At 52.8% G+C, this 20,959-nt stretch carries 23 protein-coding genes; 14 read left to right on the top strand and 9 right to left on the bottom strand.

All coding sequences use genetic code 11. The features are described from left to right. Positions 1-267: 267 nt before the first annotated feature. Both gapA and HMPREF3178_RS02015 read left to right on the top strand, forming a co-directional pair. Positions 268-1,263, top strand: coding sequence for a glyceraldehyde-3-phosphate dehydrogenase (gene gapA / locus HMPREF3178_RS02020; protein ID WP_004101269.1), 996 nt, complete (start codon positions 268-270; stop codon positions 1,261-1,263). 269 nt (positions 1,264-1,532) lie between these two features. Then, positions 1,533-2,417, top strand: coding sequence for a D-hexose-6-phosphate mutarotase (locus tag HMPREF3178_RS02015; protein ID WP_004101267.1), 885 nt, complete (start codon positions 1,533-1,535; stop codon positions 2,415-2,417). A gap of 163 nt (positions 2,418-2,580) precedes the next feature. On the opposite strand, the gene HMPREF3178_RS02010 is transcribed toward HMPREF3178_RS02015, so the two are convergent. Both HMPREF3178_RS02010 and HMPREF3178_RS02005 read right to left on the bottom strand, forming a co-directional pair. Further along, positions 2,581-3,435, bottom strand: coding sequence for an aldo/keto reductase (locus tag HMPREF3178_RS02010; RefSeq protein ID WP_017146096.1), 855 nt, complete (start codon positions 3,433-3,435; stop codon positions 2,581-2,583). A gap of 93 nt (positions 3,436-3,528) precedes the next feature. After that, on the bottom strand, positions 3,529-4,275 hold the full coding sequence (locus HMPREF3178_RS02005; RefSeq protein WP_004101263.1) for a MipA/OmpV family protein: 747 nt from the start codon (positions 4,273-4,275) through the stop codon (positions 3,529-3,531). Positions 4,276-4,702: 427 nt separating this feature from the next. Between HMPREF3178_RS02005 and yeaG the strand changes: the two genes are divergently transcribed. Beyond that, positions 4,703-6,637 (top strand): protein kinase YeaG, encoded by a 1,935-nt coding sequence (gene yeaG, locus HMPREF3178_RS02000; RefSeq protein WP_004101257.1) that lies wholly within the window; start codon positions 4,703-4,705, stop codon positions 6,635-6,637. 130 nt (positions 6,638-6,767) lie between these two features. Then, a complete protein-coding gene (locus HMPREF3178_RS01995) occupies positions 6,768-8,051 on the top strand; it encodes a YeaH/YhbH family protein (RefSeq protein ID WP_004101255.1) in 1,284 nt (427 codons plus the stop codon). Positions 8,052-8,096: 45 nt separating this feature from the next. On the opposite strand, the gene HMPREF3178_RS01990 is transcribed toward HMPREF3178_RS01995, so the two are convergent. After that, the gene (locus tag HMPREF3178_RS01990; RefSeq protein ID WP_029496836.1) at positions 8,097-9,254 is read right to left on the bottom strand and encodes a glycosyltransferase family 9 protein; all 1,158 of its coding nucleotides are present in this window, start codon (positions 9,252-9,254) and stop codon (positions 8,097-8,099) included. Between the two features lie 454 nt (positions 9,255-9,708). On the opposite strand from HMPREF3178_RS01990, the gene dgcJ reads away from it, so the two are divergent. From dgcJ to HMPREF3178_RS01975, 3 genes are all read left to right on the top strand, one after another. Continuing rightward, positions 9,709-11,205: a diguanylate cyclase DgcJ gene (gene dgcJ, locus HMPREF3178_RS01985; RefSeq protein WP_017146098.1), complete on the top strand. Its 1,497-nt coding sequence runs from the start codon at positions 9,709-9,711 to the stop codon at positions 11,203-11,205. Positions 11,206-11,238: 33 nt separating this feature from the next. After that, positions 11,239-11,739, top strand: a complete 501-nt coding sequence (locus HMPREF3178_RS01980) for a YbaK/prolyl-tRNA synthetase associated domain-containing protein (RefSeq protein ID WP_004112261.1) — start codon at positions 11,239-11,241, stop codon at positions 11,737-11,739. Positions 11,740-11,918: 179 nt separating this feature from the next. After that, complete coding sequence (locus HMPREF3178_RS01975; RefSeq protein ID WP_004101248.1) at positions 11,919-12,365, top strand: DUF441 domain-containing protein; 447 nt, start codon at positions 11,919-11,921, stop codon at positions 12,363-12,365. Here the strand turns inward: HMPREF3178_RS01975 and HMPREF3178_RS01970 are convergent. Beyond that, a complete protein-coding gene (locus HMPREF3178_RS01970) occupies positions 12,349-13,140 on the bottom strand; it encodes an AraC family transcriptional regulator (protein ID WP_070584982.1) in 792 nt (263 codons plus the stop codon). The genes HMPREF3178_RS01975 and HMPREF3178_RS01970 overlap by 17 nt on opposite strands. A 100-nt stretch (positions 13,141-13,240) precedes the next feature. Here HMPREF3178_RS01970 and HMPREF3178_RS01965 point away from each other — a divergent pair, with 100 nt between their 5' ends. After that, positions 13,241-14,425: a CynX/NimT family MFS transporter gene (locus HMPREF3178_RS01965; protein WP_004101244.1), complete on the top strand. Its 1,185-nt coding sequence runs from the start codon at positions 13,241-13,243 to the stop codon at positions 14,423-14,425. A gap of 37 nt (positions 14,426-14,462) precedes the next feature. Here the strand turns inward: HMPREF3178_RS01965 and HMPREF3178_RS01960 are convergent, their stop codons facing one another. After that, complete coding sequence (locus tag HMPREF3178_RS01960) at positions 14,463-15,155, bottom strand: CTP synthase C-terminal region-related (seleno)protein (RefSeq protein ID WP_004112256.1); 693 nt, start codon at positions 15,153-15,155, stop codon at positions 14,463-14,465. A gap of 162 nt (positions 15,156-15,317) precedes the next feature. Here HMPREF3178_RS01960 and HMPREF3178_RS01955 point away from each other — a divergent pair, with 162 nt between their 5' ends. Together HMPREF3178_RS01955 and HMPREF3178_RS01950 are read left to right on the top strand one after the other, a co-directional pair. Beyond that, the gene (locus tag HMPREF3178_RS01955) at positions 15,318-15,827 is read left to right on the top strand and encodes a 2-thiouracil desulfurase family protein (protein WP_016808475.1); all 510 of its coding nucleotides are present in this window, start codon (positions 15,318-15,320) and stop codon (positions 15,825-15,827) included. Continuing rightward, positions 15,814-16,161, top strand: a complete 348-nt coding sequence (locus tag HMPREF3178_RS01950; RefSeq protein WP_004112251.1) for a DUF488 domain-containing protein — start codon at positions 15,814-15,816, stop codon at positions 16,159-16,161. Before HMPREF3178_RS01955 ends, HMPREF3178_RS01950 begins: the two co-directional genes overlap by 14 nt. 3 nt (positions 16,162-16,164) lie before the next feature. On the opposite strand, the gene HMPREF3178_RS01945 is transcribed toward HMPREF3178_RS01950, so the two are convergent. Further along, positions 16,165-16,404, bottom strand: coding sequence for a putative hemolysin (locus tag HMPREF3178_RS01945; protein WP_004101237.1), 240 nt, complete (start codon positions 16,402-16,404; stop codon positions 16,165-16,167). 296 nt (positions 16,405-16,700) lie between these two features. On the opposite strand from HMPREF3178_RS01945, the gene HMPREF3178_RS01940 reads away from it, so the two are divergent. From HMPREF3178_RS01940 to HMPREF3178_RS30685, 4 genes are all read left to right on the top strand, one after another. Further along, positions 16,701-17,714: a sensor domain-containing diguanylate cyclase gene (locus tag HMPREF3178_RS01940; protein ID WP_004101236.1), complete on the top strand. Its 1,014-nt coding sequence runs from the start codon at positions 16,701-16,703 to the stop codon at positions 17,712-17,714. Between the two features lie 57 nt (positions 17,715-17,771). Beyond that, the gene (locus HMPREF3178_RS30695; RefSeq protein WP_004101234.1) at positions 17,772-17,873 is read left to right on the top strand and encodes a YoaK family small membrane protein; all 102 of its coding nucleotides are present in this window, start codon (positions 17,772-17,774) and stop codon (positions 17,871-17,873) included. Next, positions 17,873-17,947, top strand: coding sequence for a protein YoaJ (yoaJ, locus tag HMPREF3178_RS32145; RefSeq protein WP_139146009.1), 75 nt, complete (start codon positions 17,873-17,875; stop codon positions 17,945-17,947). Before HMPREF3178_RS30695 ends, yoaJ begins: the two co-directional genes overlap by 1 nt. A gap of 140 nt (positions 17,948-18,087) precedes the next feature. Then, positions 18,088-18,213, top strand: coding sequence for a hypothetical protein (locus HMPREF3178_RS30685; protein WP_085955747.1), 126 nt, complete (start codon positions 18,088-18,090; stop codon positions 18,211-18,213). A 48-nt stretch (positions 18,214-18,261) separates the two neighbouring features. Here the strand turns inward: HMPREF3178_RS30685 and HMPREF3178_RS01935 are convergent, their stop codons facing one another. The 3 genes from HMPREF3178_RS01935 to lpxP form a co-directional block, all read right to left on the bottom strand. Further along, on the bottom strand, positions 18,262-18,525 hold the full coding sequence (locus HMPREF3178_RS01935; RefSeq protein WP_004112248.1) for a DUF2534 family protein: 264 nt from the start codon (positions 18,523-18,525) through the stop codon (positions 18,262-18,264). Between the two features lie 128 nt (positions 18,526-18,653). Beyond that, a complete protein-coding gene (gene leuE, locus HMPREF3178_RS01930) occupies positions 18,654-19,292 on the bottom strand; it encodes a leucine efflux protein LeuE (RefSeq protein WP_017146100.1) in 639 nt (212 codons plus the stop codon). An 89-nt stretch (positions 19,293-19,381) separates the two neighbouring features. Further along, a complete protein-coding gene (gene lpxP, locus HMPREF3178_RS01925; protein WP_004101221.1) occupies positions 19,382-20,296 on the bottom strand; it encodes a kdo(2)-lipid IV(A) palmitoleoyltransferase in 915 nt (304 codons plus the stop codon). Between the last annotated feature and the right edge of the window lie 663 nt (positions 20,297-20,959).

Here is a 20,959-nt window from a genome sequence, read left to right as displayed (position 1 = left end):
ACTTTTGTTCTAAACTTAGGCGACGCCAAAAGGCAGCCACACAATTGTGATGAATATCACATTTTTATCTCAAATGACCTTTAAAATTCCGGGCGCAGCCCCCATATGGAATTGGGCTCAAAGGGAAAGTGGGATAAATCAACCGCGCAAAGGCATGCTCCGGATTGATTTGTCGCAATGATTGACACGATTCCGCTTGACGCTGCGTAAGGTTTTTGTAATTTTACAGGCAACCTTTTATTCACTAACAAATAGCTGGTGGAATATATGACTATCAAAGTAGGTATCAACGGTTTTGGCCGTATCGGTCGCATTGTTTTCCGTGCTGCTCAGGAACGTTCTGACATCGAGATCGTTGCAATCAACGACCTGTTAGACGCTGACTACATGGCTTACATGCTGAAGTATGACTCCACTCACGGCCGTTTCAACGGTACCGTTGAAGTGAAAGACGGTCATCTGATCGTTAACGGTAAAAAAATCCGTGTTACCGCTGAGCGTGACCCGGCTAACCTGAAGTGGGACGAAGTGGGTGTTGACGTTGTTGCTGAAGCAACCGGTATCTTCCTGACCGACGAAACCGCTCGTAAGCACATCACCGCTGGCGCGAAAAAAGTCGTTCTGACTGGCCCGTCCAAAGACAACACTCCGATGTTTGTTAAAGGTGCTAACTTTGACAAATACGAAGGCCAGGACATCGTTTCCAACGCTTCCTGCACCACCAACTGCCTGGCTCCGCTGGCAAAAGTTATCAACGACAACTTCGGCATCATCGAAGGTCTGATGACTACTGTTCACGCCACTACCGCTACTCAGAAAACCGTTGATGGCCCGTCTCATAAAGACTGGCGCGGCGGCCGCGGCGCAGCTCAGAACATCATCCCGTCCTCTACCGGCGCTGCTAAAGCTGTAGGTAAAGTACTGCCAGAACTGAATGGCAAACTGACCGGTATGGCGTTCCGCGTTCCGACTCCGAACGTATCCGTTGTTGACCTGACCGTTCGTCTGGAAAAAGCTGCTTCTTATGAAGAAATTAAGAAAGCAATCAAAGCTGCTTCCGAAGGCGCAATGAAAGGCGTTCTGGGCTACACCGAAGACGACGTTGTCTCTACCGATTTCAACGGCGAAGTTTGCACTTCCGTATTCGATGCTAAAGCGGGTATCGCTCTGAACGACAACTTTGTGAAACTGGTTTCCTGGTACGATAACGAAACTGGTTACTCCAACAAGGTTCTGGACCTGATTGCTCACATCTCCAAATAAGTTGAGATGAGACCGTAATCTGTAAGAGCGACTCCGGTCGCTCTTTTTTTTGCCTAAAAATATACCCGTCATACTTCAAGTTACAGATGTGTTGGCTACGCTCGCTCACCCGAATCACTTACTACGGTAAGCTCATCGGGATGAATCAAGGACATCCATGTCCCTGACCGAAGGCCATCTTCGGTTGTTCAAATTCGTTCCTGACGAATTTGTCGTTCACTTGCCACCTTCCTGCAACTCGAATTATTTAGGGTAAAAAGGATTGCGTAATGATTAATAAAATTTTTGCCCTCCCGGTTATCGAACAGCTTACCCCTGTCCTTTCCCGTCGCCAGCTTGATGACCTGGAACTGATCGTGGTTGATCATCCGCAGGTTAAAGCTTCCGTGGCTTTCCAGGGCGCTCACCTGCTCTCCTGGAAGCCCGCAGGCGAAGAAGAGGTCCTGTGGCTCAGCGGCAATACCCCATTCAAAAATGGCGTTGCCCTGCGTGGCGGCGTGCCGATTTGCTGGCCATGGTTTGGCCCATCAGCTCAGCAGGGTCTGCCGTCGCACGGTTTTGCCCGCAATCTGCCGTGGGCCCTGAAAGGCCACGATGAAGACGATAACGGCGTGGTGCTGACCTTTGAACTAAAAAGCAGCGATGCCACTCGCCAGTACTGGCCGCATGAGTTCACCCTGTTAGCGCGTTTCAAACTGGGTAAAACCTGCGAAATTGAGCTGGAAGCGCACGGCGAATTTGAAACCACTTCCGCCCTTCACACCTATTTCAACGTCGGTGACATTGCGGCAGTGAAGGTCAGCGGTCTGGGCGACCGTTATATTGATAAAGTGAAAAATGCCGAAGAAGGCGTATTAAGCAACGGCACTGAAACCTTCCCGGATCGTACCGACCGCATCTATCTGAATGCAGAAACCTGCAGCGTCATTCACGATGATGCGCTCAGCCGCAACATCGATGTCGTCCATCATCACAACAGCAACGTGGTTGGCTGGAACCCGGGACCGGCCCTTTCCGTCAGCATGGGCGATATGCCCGATGATGGCTACAAAACCTTCGTTTGCGTAGAAACTTGCTGCGTAACCGAATCGCAGAAGGCCAGCGAAGAGAAACCTTCGCGCCTGGCGCAAACCATTCGCGTGGTGAAACGCTAACGCACTGAAAGAGCGCATACGGGTTAAAATCTAGTGCGCGTATTTCTGCCGGGCGGCAGCTGACGCTTTGCCCGGCCTGACGCACTGATTGCGATCGTATTCATGCCTGGTGGCAGCTCGCGACCGGAGCCCCGCAGAGTCGGGGCTTTTCTTTATACCCTATTCAGACCATATCCAGCGGTGTTTTTCTTCCCGGTGCCGGGTAAGCTTTTTCCAGCAGCGCCCTCTCTTCAGCGGTTAGCTCGATGTCCAGCGCCGCAGCATTTTGCTCAACATGTTCGATACTCGATGCTTTCGGGATCGCCAGTACCCCCTGATGGCTGATAACCCATGCCAGAAGCACCTGCGCGGCGGTTACGCCCCGGGCCTGCGCAATATTTTTCACAACGGTATGATTTAAAAGTCCATTGCGCAGACGGCCGGCCTGGGCCAGCGGACAGTAGGCCATCACCGGCAGCCGCTGCTGCTGGCACCATGGCAACAAATCATGTTCAATACCGCGAGAAGCCAGGTGATAGAGTACCTGGTCAGTTGCGCACTGCTCGCCGCCGTCAACCTGCCAGAGTTCTTGCATATCAGCGTAATCAAGATTCGATACGCCCCAGCGACGAATTTTGCCCTGCGCAACGAGCGCTTCCATACCTGCCACCGTCTCCTGCAATGCGTAGTCGCCGCGCCAGTGCAGAAGGTAGAGATCGAGATAGTCGGTCTTCAGGCGGCGCAGGCTGGCTTCGCAGGCGCTGGCTATTTTGCGACCGCCAGCGTTCCACGGATACACTTTAGACACCAGCACCACGCGCTCGCGCTGGCCGCGAATGGCTTCGCCGACAACCTCTTCGGCGCCGCCGTCAGCATACATTTCCGCCGTATCGATCACCGTGAGCCAAAGTTCGATGCCCGCGCGTAGTGCAGCAGACTCCTGAACGCGCAGCGCCGGGTTTTCGCCCATGTACCAGGTCCCCTGCCCTATGACGGGAACCGCTGGATGCTCACCAAAACTGATTGTCCTTTGTGCCATGACTGCCTCCTGTCGTTTGATTGCACCACCGTAATGCAAAACAGGGCATTACGCCCTGTTTTGATGCACAAATTGCTCTGTAATAAAGCACTATCAGAAGGAGTAAGTGATCCCGGTTGAAATCAGACCGCTCCAGGATTTGTCCACCATCGGACTATCGGTGATTTCGTCAGACAAGCGGGTGTAGCGGGCCACGCCGTATACGCTCCAGTCGCCGAGGAAACGATAGTTTGCCGACAGCTCGAGGTACGGGTTCCAGCTGCTGTCCGGATCGTAGCTGCGCATGCCACTGCGATTCGACTCATGCTTCGAAACACCATAGTAGTACTCGTTCTGATTATCGCTATTCCATTCAACGCCAATACCCGGCGTAAGCGTCAGGTTGCCGTTGGTGTAGCGATATAGCCAGGCCAGATCCCATACGATACCGTTGCTGTTATCCAGGGTGTCCCCTGACAGCGCGGTGCGCAGGAAACCGTACTGCGTATAGTGTTCGTACGCAAGTCCTGCCATCACCGTGGATTTACGTTTATCCAGACGGCGCATCTGCTCGCTATCGCTGTCGCCTGGCTTAAAGTACATCGGCGACCAGTAGGCGGTCACGGAGAGCTTATCGTTGGTATCATTCCACAGGTAAAGACCACCGCCTAAACCACGAAACCAGAAGTTATCGCTCTCGTAATTAATCACCGGCACCGGGTAAACATCAGCATCATACTGCTTGTACGGATGTTCAACGACGCCTACACCCGCCCCTAAAGTGAACTTCCCTTCAGCGTGTACGGCGGATGCTGAAGTCGCAATCAACACACCAAGTGCCAGAAGTTTGATTTTAGTCACGATCCATATTCCTGTTGTCAAATTATTAGCGCAGGCAGTTTAACGTTGTATACGTCATGCCTCAAATTCTTTACCAGTCATTACACTGAATTCACCAGATTCTCATCCTCAGATGACCATTCGCTGACAGCCGAATGACAGCGTCATGACGGCGTGAAACCAGAAGTGGAAATGAGAGGCTGCTTTTCCGGATGAGTTGTTGATAAGTCATTGAAATTGATTTTCCACGCCATGCAAGTTTTCCAAATGCATCTACGCTTTAATTTAGAAGAAGTAAATGCGGGGCACGTTATCCCGAGACTTCGCCAACCTGGCATAAGGGTTGCTGGAGAATCAGAGAGCGCTGTGCAGCTTACCTCTTCCGGGGGCTCCCACTATTCATATGAACGGCTCTCAACCTGTGCTAAAAACGAAAGGACGGCATGCCATGAATATATTCGATCACTATCGCCAGCGCTATGAAGCTGCCAAGGACGAAGAGTTCACACTGCAGGAGTTTCTTACCATCTGTCGGCAAGATCGCAGTGCTTATGCTAACGCAGCAGAAAGATTGCTGATGGCCATCGGTGAGCCGGTCATGGTCGATACGGCCCTGGAACCCAGGCTATCCCGTCTCTTTTCAAACCGGGTCGTTGCGCGCTATCCGGCATTTGAAGAGTTTTACGGTATGGAAGATGCCATCGAGCAAATTGTTTCTTACTTAAAGCACGCCGCTCAGGGGCTTGAAGAGAAGAAACAGATTCTGTATCTGCTGGGCCCCGTGGGCGGCGGTAAATCATCGCTTGCCGAACGCCTTAAGTCCTTAATGCAGCGCGTGCCTATCTATGTGCTTAGCGCAAACGGAGAGCGTAGCCCGGTCAACGACCATCCGCTATGTCTGTTTAACCCGCAAGAGGATGCGCAAATCCTCGAAAAAGAGTACGGCATTCCAAACCGCTATCTGGGAACAATTATGTCGCCCTGGGCGGCCAAGCGTCTGCAGGAATTCGGCGGCGACATTACTAAGTTCCGCGTGGTGAAAGTGTGGCCGTCAATCCTGGCGCAGATTGCCATCGCCAAAACCGAGCCCGGCGATGAGAATAACCAGGATATCTCGGCGCTGGTGGGTAAAGTGGATATCCGTAAACTGGAACACTATGCGCAGAACGATCCGGATGCCTACGGATATTCCGGCGCCCTGTGCCGCGCCAACCAGGGGCTGATGGAATTTGTAGAGATGTTTAAAGCGCCTATTAAGGTGCTGCATCCGCTGCTGACCGCGACGCAGGAAGGAAACTATAACGGCACTGAAGGGATCTCCGCCCTGCCGTTTAACGGGATTATCCTCGCCCACTCCAACGAATCGGAATGGGTTACCTTCCGCAATAACAAGAACAATGAGGCCTTCCTCGACCGCGTGTACATCGTCAAGGTGCCTTATTGCCTGCGCATCTCGGAAGAGATCCGCATCTATGAAAAACTGCTCAATAATAGCGAACTGACTCACGCGCCCTGCGCGCCGGGAACCCTGGAAACGCTGTCGCGCTTCTCGATTCTGTCGCGCCTGAAAGAGCCGGAAAACTCGAGCATCTACTCGAAAATGCGCGTCTATGACGGTGAAAGCCTGAAAGATACCGACCCGAAAGCGAAATCCTATCAGGAGTATCGCGATTATGCCGGCGTTGATGAAGGGATGAACGGCTTGTCTACCCGCTTCGCGTTCAAAATTCTGTCGCGGGTATTTAACTTTGATCACGCCGAAGTCGCCGCGAACCCGGTGCATCTGTTCTACGTCCTGGAGCAGCAAATTGAGCGTGAACAGTTCCCGCAGGAGCAGTCCGAACGTTACCTGGAGTTCCTCAAAGGTTATCTGATCCCGAAATACGCCGAGTTTATCGGGAAAGAGATCCAGACCGCCTACCTTGAGTCCTACTCGGAATACGGGCAGAACATTTTTGACCGTTATGTGACCTACGCCGATTTCTGGATTCAGGATCAGGAGTATCGCGACCCGGATACCGGCCAGCTGTTTGATCGCGAGTCGCTGAATGCGGAGCTGGAAAAAATCGAGAAGCCGGCCGGGATCAGTAATCCGAAAGACTTCCGCAACGAGATTGTCAACTTCGTGCTGCGCGCCAGAGCGCACAACAGCGGACGCAATCCAAACTGGACCAGCTACGAGAAACTGCGCACGGTTATTGAGAAGAAAATGTTCTCCAATACCGAAGAGCTGTTGCCGGTGATCTCGTTCAACACCAAAACGTCAACCGATGAGCAGAAAAAACACGATGACTTTGTCGACCGCATGATGGAGAAAGGCTATACCCGCAAGCAGGTTCGCCTGCTGTGCGAATGGTATCTGCGGGTACGTAAATCATCCTGATAGACCAGCCCGGCAGGCAACTGCTGCCGGGCGAATAATAACTGCGAAGACCCAATGACATTCAGCGCCAGGCACATTCCGGCGCTTGAATGGCCGGGGCATAGTTGGCAAATGCAGTACAGGAGGGCATATGACCTGGTTCATAGACCGACGCCTGAACGGGAAAAATAAAAGCGCCGTCAACCGGCAGCGCTTTCTGCGCCGCTACAAAGCGCAGATAAAGCAGTCGATCTCCGAGGCCATAAACAAGCGCTCGGTGACCGATATTCAGAGCGGAGAGTCCGTCTCCATCCCAACGGACGATATCAACGAACCGATGTTTCATCAGGGGCGCGGCGGCCTGCGCAATCGCGTTCATCCCGGTAACGATCACTTCGTGCAGAATGACCGTATTGAACGCCCTCAGGGCGGCGGAGGCGGTGGAGGAAGCGGTCAGGGGCAAGCCAGCGCCGATGGCGAAGGCCAGGATGAGTTTGTTTTTCAGATCTCGAAAGATGAGTATCTGGATCTGTTATTCGAAGATCTTGCCCTGCCGAATCTGAAGAGAAATCAGCATCGGCAGCTGACGGAATTCAAAACCCATCGCGCAGGCTACACCGCTAACGGGGTTCCCGCCAACATCAGCGTCGTTCGCTCGCTGCAAAACTCGCTGGCGCGGCGCACGGCGATGACCGCCGGTAAGCGCCGGGAGCTGCATGCTCTGGAAGAAGATCTGGAGAGTATTAGCAAAAGCGAACCGGCGCAGCTGCTGGAGGAGGAGCGGCTGCGCAAAGAGATTGCCGAGCTACGGGCGAAAATCGACCGCGTGCCGTTTATCGATACTTTCGATCTGCGCTACAAGAACTACGAAAAACGGCCAGAACCCTCAAGTCAGGCGGTGATGTTTTGCCTGATGGACGTCTCCGGCTCGATGGATCAGGCGACAAAGGATATGGCAAAACGCTTTTACATCCTGCTGTATCTGTTCCTCAGCCGGACCTATAAAAACGTTGATGTGGTTTATATCCGCCACCATACGCAGGCAAAAGAGGTCGACGAACACGAATTCTTTTATTCGCAGGAGACCGGCGGCACCATTGTCTCCAGCGCTCTGAAGCTGATGGATGAAGTCGTTAAAGAGCGCTATGACCCGGCGCAGTGGAATATCTACGCCGCTCAGGCATCGGACGGCGATAACTGGGCGGACGATTCACCGCTGTGTCACGAGCTGCTGGCGAAGAAAATCCTGCCCGTGGTCCGCTACTATAGCTATATCGAGATAACCCGCCGTGCGCACCAGACGCTGTGGCGGGAGTATGAACACCTGCAGTCGACCTTTGAAAACTTTGCCATGCAGCATATTCGCGACCCGGAAGATATTTATCCGGTGTTCCGGGAACTGTTTCACAAGCAAACCTCAAAAGCGGACGGTTAATCTCTTCCGGACAGCCAGCCTTCACAGCTGGCTGTTTTTTTCGCTTTATCCGGCCCGGGTCTGCTGTAGAGTGCCAGGGTCAATCTCCGCCATTATCAGGTCGGGCAAGCTCTCCAGCTGGTGAACCTTACCGCACTTAACGATGATCTGCCGGGCCCTATCATATCCCGGCGCCCACAGCCGATTATTCATGCGCACATCCTTATACACTGCGACCAGCGGTTTTTTCCACGCAGCCGCCATATGTACCACCGAGGTATCCGGCGAGATAACCAAATCGGCCTGCGCAATCAGCGCCATGCAGTGGTGCAGCGTTTTAAACGGATTCACGCTGACCTTCTCCGGCAGAGAAAGACGAATTTCATTGCGGTGGTCGAGCAATATAATATTGATAGCGGGATACTCTTCGCGCAGTCGGGTGAGAAGCGTGGCCAGCTGCTCCTGCGACATGCTGCGGTCCGGATGGCCGGCAAAAATATTAATGACCACATTTCGTCCACTTTTAGACGCCAGATAATCACGCACCTCGTGCTCGACATTCTCGGGAATATGCAAGTCATAAGACTGCAGATATTTTTTGTCCAGCTGGAGATAATCGGCAATGAGCGTAAAGGTCTTGCTGACGTGCCAGTTTGCACAGTCAAAATCAAAAGAGCGGGTATAGTGATTAATAGAAGGCCATTTATTAAACCCCAGCACCGAGCGCGCTTTTATCTGCCGTAACAGCAGCATCCGGTGCACCGGAATATCAAACAGCGAGGGGTCAATAACAATATCATACTTATTATTCGCAAGCTCATTAATAACGGACTGAGGAACGTTATGAGTAAACTTACGCAGATAAGCCGCCGAGTCGACATTCTCAGCTTCATAAATATGGCGAATATGTGGATTATCACGCATGACCTGGCTGTTCGATTTCGTTAACAGAAAATCAACGGTCATACCTGCCTTATGGAGGCATTTAACCAGCGCAGAATCAACGACAACGTCGCCTATCGCGCCTTCATTGCGCATAAGCAGTACCGTTTTGGCGGACGTTAAATCTGCTTCGCGACGCGCGCGACTATCCCATAACGCTTTTGCGATATAAACCCGCAGAATATTGCGTAATTTCTTAAAAAAATAATTACGGCGCCGGTTGAGCTCTCTTATTTTTTTAAACTTCCGGGGAGCTACCTGCACCGCTGCGTTTTCCATCATCATAACCTCGTCACCACAATCAACAACACCTCTGCTAGTCATCCTAATGACTAATGAAAATAAGAAAAGTTCTCTTGTTATATAAAATTATCCTGTTTTTGGCGCAGGGCGAATAGTAATACGTTTCGTTATTGCAGCATATCTTATTGCATGCAAAATGAGGGAAAGGTGAAGTTAATGTGGATAAAAGGGGTGTGAAAGCCTACAATTAGCCTGCTTATAGTTTGCATGAATTCTGGTTTCAGTTTTCATATCGCTATCGGGATCGCCATACACAAAGTGAACTCTTTCTCCATTCAACACGTAATGTGGCTAAACATGCACACGCTTTTGCTAGAATCTACCGGTGACAACTGCTTAAGTTTTATCACAGCGTATCCTGATTTTTCCCCTTCATGACATGAATAGACCGTGCGCAGGTAAACTGACCTTAACGATCTGGTGAACTAACGTAATGAAATTAAAGAATAAATTACTTCGTCATTTGATTTCGGCTGGGGTAGTGGTCCTGACCTCTTCATTCCTGGTCTATGAGTTAGTCGTCAGCCATCGGGATATGTCGGAATATATGCACTATATTGTCGAAAAAGGCGAGTACGCTTTTCTCTACGATAAATATCAAAATCAGCTGGTTATCTCCCAGATCGCCCGCAAGTTAGATACCCTACCTTCTGCTGAAGTCGCTCAACAGGCATGCGACAGCGTACAAACAAAAGGCAGCGTTAGCGGTCTGAATATTACGGAGTACACCTTTCCCCTGCTTAGCGGCACGCTCAGTGCGAATCAGTCTTCCTGCCTGGCGTGGGTTAACGATCTGCCCGCGCTGCAGGCCTTTGATACCATTATCGACCATAACAGAACCCACCATGGCCAGGAAACAGGTCCTTATAAATCCGACAACAAATTACGTTACTTCATTGATTTTAAAAATAAATATGTGTATTTCCATACTCAAGTCGAGATTAAAAACCGCGCACTGGACAACTGGAACTTTCTCCACGACGGCAAATTAGGTATTACCCAGACTAACCTTAACAGCTTACTGCGCGGCCGCACGTTGATGTCCAGCATGTACGTGGACGCGGTGACCGGGCAAAATATTCTCTCGTTTTTGTCCCCGGTGTATCACCACGAAGGGCTTAAAGGGGTCGTCATGGTCGATGTCAGCCGTAAAGATATCGAAGAGCTCCTGTATACCGCTGACCGCCCGCTGGTGTGGCGTTATCTCGACATCACATTAACGGATTCGGACTCAACCTCAGAAATCATTGTTCACCGCAGCAAAACGCATCTTTTTAGCTATGCCCATTATCAACATGCGGTAGCCACAAACCTGCAGATCTCGCTGTCGCTGGACGTGATGTATTTCCTGCTCAGCTCCTGGAAGCTCTTCCTGTTTTACCTGATTTCTACCGGCGTGCTGCTTCATCTTGTTCGCATGCATTTTCGTTTGTATATCGATGTTTTTAAAGAAAATATTAGTGATTCATTAACCGGTCTTTACAACCGTAAAATTCTCTCCTCGCTGCTGGAATCGCGCATGCAAAAGCTGACGGAACAGGGGGTGAATATTGTGTTTATGGCGCTGGACTGCGACCGGCTTAAATACATTAATGATACCTTTGGGCATAACGAAGGCGACCGCGCAATTGTGATGCTTGCTCAGTCCATATCCGCCGCCATACGCAAAAGCGATTACGGTATCCGGTTGGGTGGCGATGAGTTCTTTCTGATACTGATTGATTACGCCGAAGAAGACGCCAAAAATATTACCGAGCGTATCCGCCATCATCTGCGAACGATTGACGTCAACAAGCGCGTTAACTTCTCATGGGGCGCCTGTAGCATGGCGCCGGGAGATAGCCTGGCCGATACCATGCAAATCGCCGATGCCCGGCTGTACGAAAATAAAAAACAAAAAAAGCACGTCCATCCAGGGCGAGAGGATTAATCTTTAGCTTTAAATTTTTAAGGAACCATCAGCATGAACGCGTCTGCAGGACTCAACATTCATCAGCAGCTGATCGCGCTGCTTAACCGCTCCCATGCCCGCTACCGGGTTGTGGAACATGAAGCCGTCGGGAAATGTGAAGCGGTGTCGAAGATCCGCGGTACCGCGCTGGGTCAGGGAGCCAAAGCGCTGGTATGCAAAATTAAAGGTCATGGCGTAAATCAGCACGTTCTGGCGATTCTTGCCGCCGACCTGCAGGCGGACTTAGCCCGTCTGGCCGAGTATATCGGCGGCAGTAAAGCCTCCCTCGCCAGCCCGGCGGAAGTGGACTCCCTGACCGCCTGCGTGTTTGGCGCGATTCCTCCCTTTAGTTTCCACCCGGCGTTGCGGCTGGTTGCCGATCCGGTCCTGTTCGAGCGTTTCCCGGAAATCGCCTTTAACGCCGGGCAGCTTGATAAATCGATCATCCTGGATACCGCCGACTATCTGCGCATTGCTCGGCCGGAATTGGCGGCTTTTCATCGCCAGCCCTGAGTCTGCTCCCGCCGTCTCCAGGCCGTTTCCGCTTTTTTGCGAGCTTCGCGGCGGGAAGATCGCCATCGGGCAGATGCCTGAAAACATCATTCTGAGATAAAAAAAGCCTGTTTAGTCACGCAATTATGCGTAGAGTAAACGGGCTTCTCTTTTTTGTTTTCTGGCAAGGACCTCTGCACATGCTCGACACCACCCTGTTAATACTGCTGGGCCTGGCGGCGCTCGGCTTTGTTAGCCATAACACAACCGTGGCTATTTCTATCCTGGTGTTAATTATCGTTCGCGTCACCCCGCTTAACGCTTTCTTTCCGTGGATAGAAAAGCAGGGGCTGACCATCGGTATAATTATTCTCACCATTGGCGTGATGGCGCCAATCGCCAGCGGTACGCTCCCGCCTTCAACGCTGCTGCATTCCTTCGTTAACTGGAAATCGCTGCTGGCCATCGCGGTAGGCGTTTTTGTTTCCTGGCTTGGCGGGCGCGGCGTGGCGCTGATGGGCTCGCAGCCGCAGCTGGTTGCCGGGCTGCTGGTCGGCACCGTGCTCGGCGTCGCCCTCTTCCGCGGCGTACCGGTCGGCCCGTTGATCGCCGCCGGGATAATTTCGCTGTTTATCGGGAAGTCGTAGCCAGGCTGGCAAGATAGCGTCCCGGCGTCTGCCCAAGGCCCTTTTTAAACATAGTAATAAAAGCGGTGGTGGAGTCGTAGCCCAGGCTCTGCGCCGTCTGCTGTACCGTTTGCCCGCGAATCAGCATCTGCAGGGAGAGAATAAGCTGCAGCTGATGCCGCCAGCGCCGAAAGCTCAGCCCCGTCTCGCGCACCACCAGCCGCGCCAGATTGCGTTCACTCATGGCAAACTCCGCCGCCCACTGCGCCAGGGTTTGCCAGCGGGCCGGGTCGACGGCCATCATTTCCGCCATTTGACGAATTTTGGCATGTCCGGAGACCGGTAGCTGCAGATGCTCCTGCGGCTGCTGCGGTAGCTCATCAAACAGCACCTGCCCCAGCCGGTCCATCTCCGGTTTACCGAGCCAGGCCCTGCCGCGCTGGGCCATCGCGAGGATCAGCTCGCGCACCAGCGGCGAAATCTTTAACGTACAGCAGAAATCCGGCATCGGCGCCGCATCGGGTTCGATAAATAAGAAGCAGATTTGCGCCTCCGGCGTCGCGCGATTACTGTGCGGTACCTGCCCGGGCACCCACACCGCGTACTGCGGCGGCACCATCCACATGGCGTTCTCGACTTCACAGGTTAGCGCCCCGTGAAGGGCAAGTATGAGTTGCCCTTTACGATGCTGATGGCGCGGAATGTACTGTTCATCCGCGACAACCTGAATACGAAAAGCCAGCGCCGCCTCGTGGCCGCTGTCCGGGTCGTAGCCGTCCAGGCCGAGTCCGATCATAAAATTGTCCGATTTTAGCGATAATCTGTCATTTTAGCTTGATTTAAACATCCCACAAACAAGCTATTGTGAACGCCTCGTATTCTTGTTTGAGATCGCCATGAATTCTGTTTTACCTTCTGCCGGCCGCCGTCCTCTTTTGTTGATTGCCGGTATTCTGCTTATCGCCACGACCTTACGCGTGGCATTTACCGGCGCCGCGCCGCTGCTCGACGCCATTCGCAGCGAATATGGCCTCACTACCGCACAAACCGGGCTGTTAACGACGCTGCCGCTGCTGGCCTTCGGCCTGGTGTCACCGCTGGCTGCGGGAGTCGCTCGCCGCTTCGGCATTGAACGCAGCCTGCTGCTGGCGATGATACTGATTTGCCTCGGAATTGGTCTGCGCTCCCTGCCCTTCGTCTCGCTACTGTTTATCGGCACCGCGGTGATCGGCTGCGGTATCGCGCTGGGGAACGTACTGCTGCCGGGGTTAATCAAACGCGACTTTTCGCAGCACGTCGCCAAAATGACCGGCGCTTACTCTCTCACCATGGGTGGCGCGGCGGCATTGGGCTCGGCCATGGTGGTACCGCTGGCGCTTGCCGGACTTGGCTGGCGCGGCGCGCTATTGACGCTGATGGTTTTTCCACTGCTGGCGCTGTTTGTCTGGCTGCCGCAGTCGCGCAGGCAGGCTACCGCGCCGCTGACCGGTTCGGGAGCCATCCATAACCGCGGTATCTGGCGTTCTGCGTTAGCCTGGCAGGTGACGCTGTTTCTTGGCATTAACTCGCTGGTCTATTACGTTATCATCGGCTGGCTGCCGGCCATTTTGCAAAGTATTGGCTACAGCGAAGCGCAGGCGGGTTCCCTGCACGGGTTGCTGCAGCTGGCGACCGCCGCGCCGGGACTGGCGATTCCCTTAATCCTTCATCGGTTAAAAGATCAGCGCGGTATTGCGGTGCTGGTTGCCATGATGTGCGCGGTCAGCGCGCTCGGATTATGGTTTCTCCCGGGCCAGGCGGTAATGTGGACGCTTATCTTCGGCTTTGGCTCCGGCGCGACCATGATTCTGGGGCTGACCTTTATCGGACTGCGCGCCAGCTCAGCCCATCAGGCCGCTGCGCTGTCGGGAATGGCGCAGGCGGTGGGCTATCTGCTGGCCGCCTGCGGGCCGCCGGTGATGGGTAAAATTCATGACGCCTCGGGCGACTGGCATATTCCGCTGATCGCCGTGGCGCTAATTTCTGTCGTGATGGCGGTCTTCGGCGCGCTGGCTGGCCGCGATCGGGAAATTCACGGCTAGAGGCACTCTCGCCCGGCAAACGCTGCCGGGCTTTTATTTAACGGCTCGCGGCGTGTAAAAACGCGTGAACCAGCGGCGCGGGCCGCCCCTCCAGCGCATTGCGCTCGTGCTGGAACAGCGTGGCGACAAAGAATGGATGCGTAACCAGCTCGACCGCACGAATCTCGCCGTCATCGTCCCAGCCGGTCACCCGCAGATCGCCCTGCTCCAGTTCGCGAGCAAAATCGTCGGCAATCCCATAATTACAGTGGTATCCCTCCTGAATGCTATCGCGACCGTAAGCGCGCGCGATAAGCGTATTGGCGCGCAGCTCAATATTATCAGTCTTTTCAACCAGCGAGCAGCTTAGCGGCGCGATGACCATCCGGCCTTCGGTATCGGTTTCCGCATGTGCGGCATCCTGCCAGCCCATAACGTTGCGCGCATACTCAATAATGGCGTGCTGAAACCCACCGCAGGTACCGAGGAACGGTATGCTGTTTTCACGGGCGTGGCGAATGGCGATAAATGCGCCTGCGGCGTTTTTATAGGGGCTGGCGGGTACCACCCAAATAGCATCGTAGTCAGCAAGATCCTCAGTAGATTTTATCTCACTGGTTGCCAGCCAGTCATAGCGCAACGAAAGCTCGAGGACGGCTGCAGCATCATCTATTGCCAGGGGAATCGCTTTGTGGGCGACAACATCGGGGTTGTAATCACCAACCAGGGCAATACGCAGGGGGGAATTCATAGCAGGATCCTTATGTCAGAGCGATTATCAGGCAACACAAGGAACCTCAGATTAGCGATCTCACATGCAGAAAACAATCCTTATTTTCTCTGCGCCTGAAGACGGGCATTTTGCGCCGACTGGCGGTATGGTAAAGGACAGAAGAATGGCTATGGATACACGATGAAGAGCAAAATTCTGGTTAGCGCCTGCCTGATGGGCTTTCAGGTTCGCTATAACGGCAGCCACAAGGCCCGCTTGACTGACGCATTGACTCGCTGGCAGCGTGAGGGACGGCTGGTCACCCACTGTCCGGAGCTGGCGGCCGGATTGCCTGTACCGCGACTACCGGCTGAGATCCTCAACGCCCAGGGCGCAGAGGTGATGCAAAATCGCGGGCAAATTGTTGAAAGCGACGGCAAGGATGTCACTGCTCATTACCAGTTGGCCGCCTGGCTGGCGCTAAAAGCGGCGCAAGAAGAAGGGTGCGCTGCGGCTCTGCTTACCGATGGTAGCCCCACCTGCGGCAGCCAGTTTATCTATGATGGTACCTTTAAAGGCCAGCGCAAACCCGGTGCTGGTGTTGCAGCCGCTCTGCTTCGTGAGCACGGCATTAAGGTATTTTCTGAGCAGCAGCTCCCGCAGCTGCTGGCGTGGATGGAACAAAGGGAGGGCAATGATGATTCAGTGTAAACGCGTTTATGACCCGCAGGAAACGAGCGACGGCTACCGGATACTGGTAGACCGTCTGTGGCCGCGCGGGATAAAAAAAGAAGCGCTGAACTACGATGAGTGGTGTAAAACGCTGACGCCATCAGCAGATTTACGCAAGGCTTTTCACAGCGAGACCATCGATTTCGCCCACTTTAGCCAACTCTATCGCCAGGAGCTTGAGGCTCAACGGGAGGAAGGCAAACGCCTGGCGGCCCTGGCCAGTCAACAGCCGCTGACGTTACTCTATGCGGCGAAAAACACCCGGCAAAACCATGCGCAGGTGCTGGCTGACTGGCTAAAATCGCTACAATAAACGCTACGGCTTATTCGGGTGATCGCGCCGCCAGAGCGCCCATTCATCTAACGTTTCCCCGCTGGGCAGCTTACATTCAGTGCGTACGCCCTGCGGGCTTTGGATGGGAACCTGCGTGCCGCCGAGCTGCTGACAGTAAACCGAAGCCGGGTTAGCCATCCCCACCGGATGCGCAGGTTGCGTCGGCTGAGTCTGCGCACATCCGGCCATCGCCAGAGGCAACATAGCTATCATCCACTTCATTTCTACTCCTTAATTGATCAAAACGGACTTTCGCCCTGAATCTCCACCTTTTCTCCATTTTAGCTGCACTTTTGCATCGTAGAGTAGCCCTGTTCTCGAACTGACCAGAGAACAGATCATTCCATAATCAATGAGTTTTTCCCCGTCGCCCCCGACGGGGCTTTTTTCCCACCCTCGATGCAGGTATTCTCCCGACAGATGTGTTAAATTTTGTGTATCTCTGTTAATTCTGCGCTAATTGTCGTTTCGCATAGCTTGCCGGTAGTTACGATTAGCGTTCGGGAGCCGTATTCCTCATGTCCGATTTTCTCCTCGCTCGCGTTTCACAAACGCTCGCCAATGAACACACCCTGGAAACATTGGTTCGACAGCTGCTTGAGATGCTGGAGCTTGTTACCCGAATGGAATCTACCTACCTGACTCGTATTGACTTCGAGGCGCAGCGCCAGCAGATTATGTACGCGCACAATAGCAGCGAAATGCAGATCCCTGAAGGTTTCTCCGTTCCCTGGAATGACTCCCTGTGTAAACGTGCGCTGGACGACCGCTGCATATTCAGCAACGATGTGGCCGAGCGCTGGCGTTCGTGTATCGCCGCCCAGGATTTGGGTATCGCAACCTTTTTCAGCATCCCCGTGCGCCTGACCGATGGCTCATTATTCGGCACGCTCTGCGCCACCAGCCGGGAAAGACAACCCTATAACATTGAGGGTGAGCAGGTGATGAATCTGTTTGCCAACCTCATTTCGCACTATGTTGAGAAAGAGACCCTGGTGCAGCAGCTTCGGGCAGCAAACGTCGCGCTGGAGATGCACTCGTACACCGATGAGCTCACCGGTTTGCCGAATCGCCGCTCGTTGTTCAAGCATCTTGCCGCACAGTTTGCGCAGGCCAGAGAACGCCAGCGCAGCGTACTGCTCATTTTTATCGATCTCGATGATTTCAAGGCAATCAACGACCGATTCGGTCACCCCTGCGGTGACAGCTTTCTGATTCAGGTTGGAGAACGCCTGTTGGCCCGCGCCCGCCGCGGCGATATTGTTGGCCGCCTGGGCGGCGATGAATTTTTGCTGGTTGGCCTATGTTCCGAAGCGGAGGAACAACAGGAGTATATTGCCGCTTTACGTAAAGAGCTAACGGGGATCTATTTCCTTGGCGCGCACCGAATTAACTATCCCGGCGCCAGCTTTGGCGTGATTGAAGCCGACCCACAGGCAATGGACGTTGAGCAAGCGCTACGAAGCGCCGACGACGCGATGTATCAGGATAAAAAGTCACGTCGCCAGGGAACATTTTTTCATATTGACTAATATACGGTGAAATCCCGTATCATATTAAGCACGATTCGCACCTACAGGGGCTCAATAATGAGACTGGGTATTCTATTTCCGGTGGCTATTTTTATCGTCGCCGTTGTTTTTCTGGGCTGGTTTTTTGTCGGCGGCTATGCGGCACCGGGCGGGGCGTAATGAAGAAAAGCACAATTATTATGTTTATTGTCGCAATTGTGGCCGTGGCGGGTACGCAGCTGGGCTGGTGGTAAAACCAGGAATATTCGCCCTTCAGACTGGCAAACATTGCGGAATTTTCTTATCTACTCAATAACTTAAAAGAATAGACTCACTTCATCAGCCGTTTGCGCTTGTCGCCGTTCGCGGACAGATTTAACTGGAGAAGTGAGAAATGAAAAAATCGATCGTGTTGCCGTTAGTGCTCGCGCTTTGCACGCTATTATCGGGATGTATCGTCGACAGAGGCTATCACCACGGGCACCGTCATCATCATCACGACGACAGAGGCTGGCGATAAAGCGCAAAACATCACAAGGCGAACTTCGGTTCGCCTTGTCGCATACGATTAGTCCCGGCGGTCGGAGCCCAAAAAAAGGAATCCCAGCGGAATGGAGAACAGCAGAGTAAACACGATGCTATAAACCGTCACCATCGCCCCTTGCAGGAAAAACATTGAAGTCGTCCACTCTGAGTACGGCATATTGTACTCGCTCACCACGCCGCCAAAGGTTGCACGCCCTACCACGAAAAGCGCGATGGCAAATATCGCCGCTATCGACATAAAGAACTTCTTGCTGTTTTTATTGCTGGTGAGTTTCTGCAGAATCATCCGGGTTCCCTTTTTTCTGAGCGATAATCGGCTGTATATGTAACACCAATGCAATCAAAATTGAAGGGAATTTGTTACAAAGCACAGAGAGCCAGCGGCGGGCCGGTGGCATATACCGGCCCCAACGATTACGACTGTAGCGTTGCCAGCCGAGCGGCAAAACCGACAAACACGAGGCCAATCAGGCTATTACCGATTTTCGCCAGTTTCTTTTTCGTTTTTACGTAGCGCGTGACGAAAGAGCCGGAGACGATAAGGAAGCTCATGTAAATAAAGCTAATTATCTCCAGGGTCAGCGCCAGAATAAAGAACGCCAGCCCGGGAGTTTTGGCATTGACGTCAATAAACTGCACGAAGAATGAGACATAAAAAAGAATCGCTTTCGGATTCGTCAGGCTGAGGGTCAGCGAACGCTTAAGAATCCCGCTCCCCGGCTCGGAATCAGAAGACGAATGCCCATCGCGCTGCGTCAACACCGCGTAGAGCATCTTCCCGCCCATCCACAGTAGATAAATCGCCCCCAGGTAGCGGACGATATTGAATAATACCGGCGTGGTCTTGATGAGGGTCGCGACCCCGGCAAACGCCAGAAACATCAGAATGGCATCACCGATAAACACGCCCGCTGCCGCCAGATAGCCTTTTTTCACGCCGTGAGCGACGCCCGTCTTGAGGACAAAAAAGGTATTGGGACCGGGCACCAGAATGATAAAGATAGCCCCAACCAGATAGGTCAGGTAATTCAGTACACCAAACTCAGCGAACACAACGCACTCCTTCGCTTACAACGAAAATATGATCCCGCGCACGTTAACGCAACCGGGACCATTTTGAAAGCGCCGAGAGTGCGGAGGGCTTAATAGAGCGAAGTTTCGCCCAGCGGACGGGTTTTAAAACGGCGATGAACCCACAGATATTGCTCAGGGGCGCGCAGGATCTCTTTCTCGATAATCTTGTTGATATAGCTCGCCGCATCCTGTTTATCTTCTCCAGGATAGTCGCGCATCACATCGCTGATATGCAGGCTATAACCTTTGCGGTCCGCTTTACGCACCATGCTGATCGTCAGCATTTTTGCGCCCGACAAACGAGAAAGCACGTAGGTGCCGTTGGTCGTCGCCGCTTGCTGGACCGAGAAGAACGGGGCAAATACGCTCCCCTTCGGGCCGTAGTCCTGATCCGGCGCGAACCACACCGCTTCGCCCGACTTTAACGCATGCACCAGTCCGGATAAATTTCGGCGGTCGATCATCGCCTTGTTCGAGCGCAGGCGACCGCGCGTCTGCACCCACTCCATCAACGGACTGTTATGCGGACGGTAGGTTGCCATCATGGGGCGACACAACCCCATCGTGCGACCACCCAGTTCAAGAGACATAAAGTGGACGCCGACAACCATCACGCCTTTCCCTTCGCTCAGCGCATTGTTGAGGTTGACCATCCCCTCGACGTCAAACCATTTTTTCACTCGCTCATCGCTCCAGAACCACGCCATACCGGTTTCAATCAGCCCCATTCCCAGAGACATGAAATTTTGCTCGATCAGCTTTTCGCGCGCCGCTGGCGACATTGTGGGGAAGCAGAGTTCGAGATTACGTCTGGCGATATGCTCACGACGTTTAAGGAAGCGCCGGGAGGCGCGTCCCGCGCTGGTGCCGATAAGATGCAAAACGGGATAAGGAAGCTGGACAATCAGCCAGAGTACGCCCAGGCCAAACCAGGTACCCCAATTACGAGGGTGAAGAAGACTTTTATTAAAAGCGTAAGACATGTTTTTTCCTGTAAACATTAGAACATGAGGTAACGCTTAAGGAAAAAACGAGTCCCTTCATCTGTCATTAGGCGGTACGTGTAGCAGTTCAGACAATAATAATCCTGTTAAATTCACTGCGGCAAGTAAAAAACTACGCCAACAGAAAAAAACACATTACCCGCACACCTGTAACAAAATGTAAAACAAAAAATGAATAAATCATTACAAATATCCACCACAAGAATGATTAACACGCTAATCATTCATCATAAGGCAAGCTGTTCTCAAAGCAGGAGAACGCTGCGCTCCCTGCAGGCAACGGCGGAGGCCGCGTCAGGACAGGGCTGCGCAGCAATGGTACCGGGATAATTTTGGTTTTCCGTTATCCCTTTAACCACGTCAGCGCTTGCGCTACCCATTCATCTCTCTTAACGCTTTTTGATTTAACAGAAGAATATAAGAAAGCTTCCCGAAGCCAAAGTTGAAATAAGAATCACCTTATTTTACTTTCCTGACAATAATTAATAATTATCGACAATTACCCATTTCGTCACCCTTATTTCGGACTTTTTACCTGAATTGCTTTAACCGAGCAGCAGGCAATAAAGTTTAAATGCTTTTTATGACGTTGAAAAAAGCGCAGCATTGGGCTTTGTTGAATAAATCGAACTTTTGCTGAGT

This window comes from Klebsiella sp. HMSC09D12 (assembly GCF_001808475.1).
GTDB lineage: Bacteria > Pseudomonadota > Gammaproteobacteria > Enterobacterales > Enterobacteriaceae > Klebsiella > Klebsiella oxytoca.
This window is presented reverse-complemented; position numbering and strand designations above follow the sequence as displayed.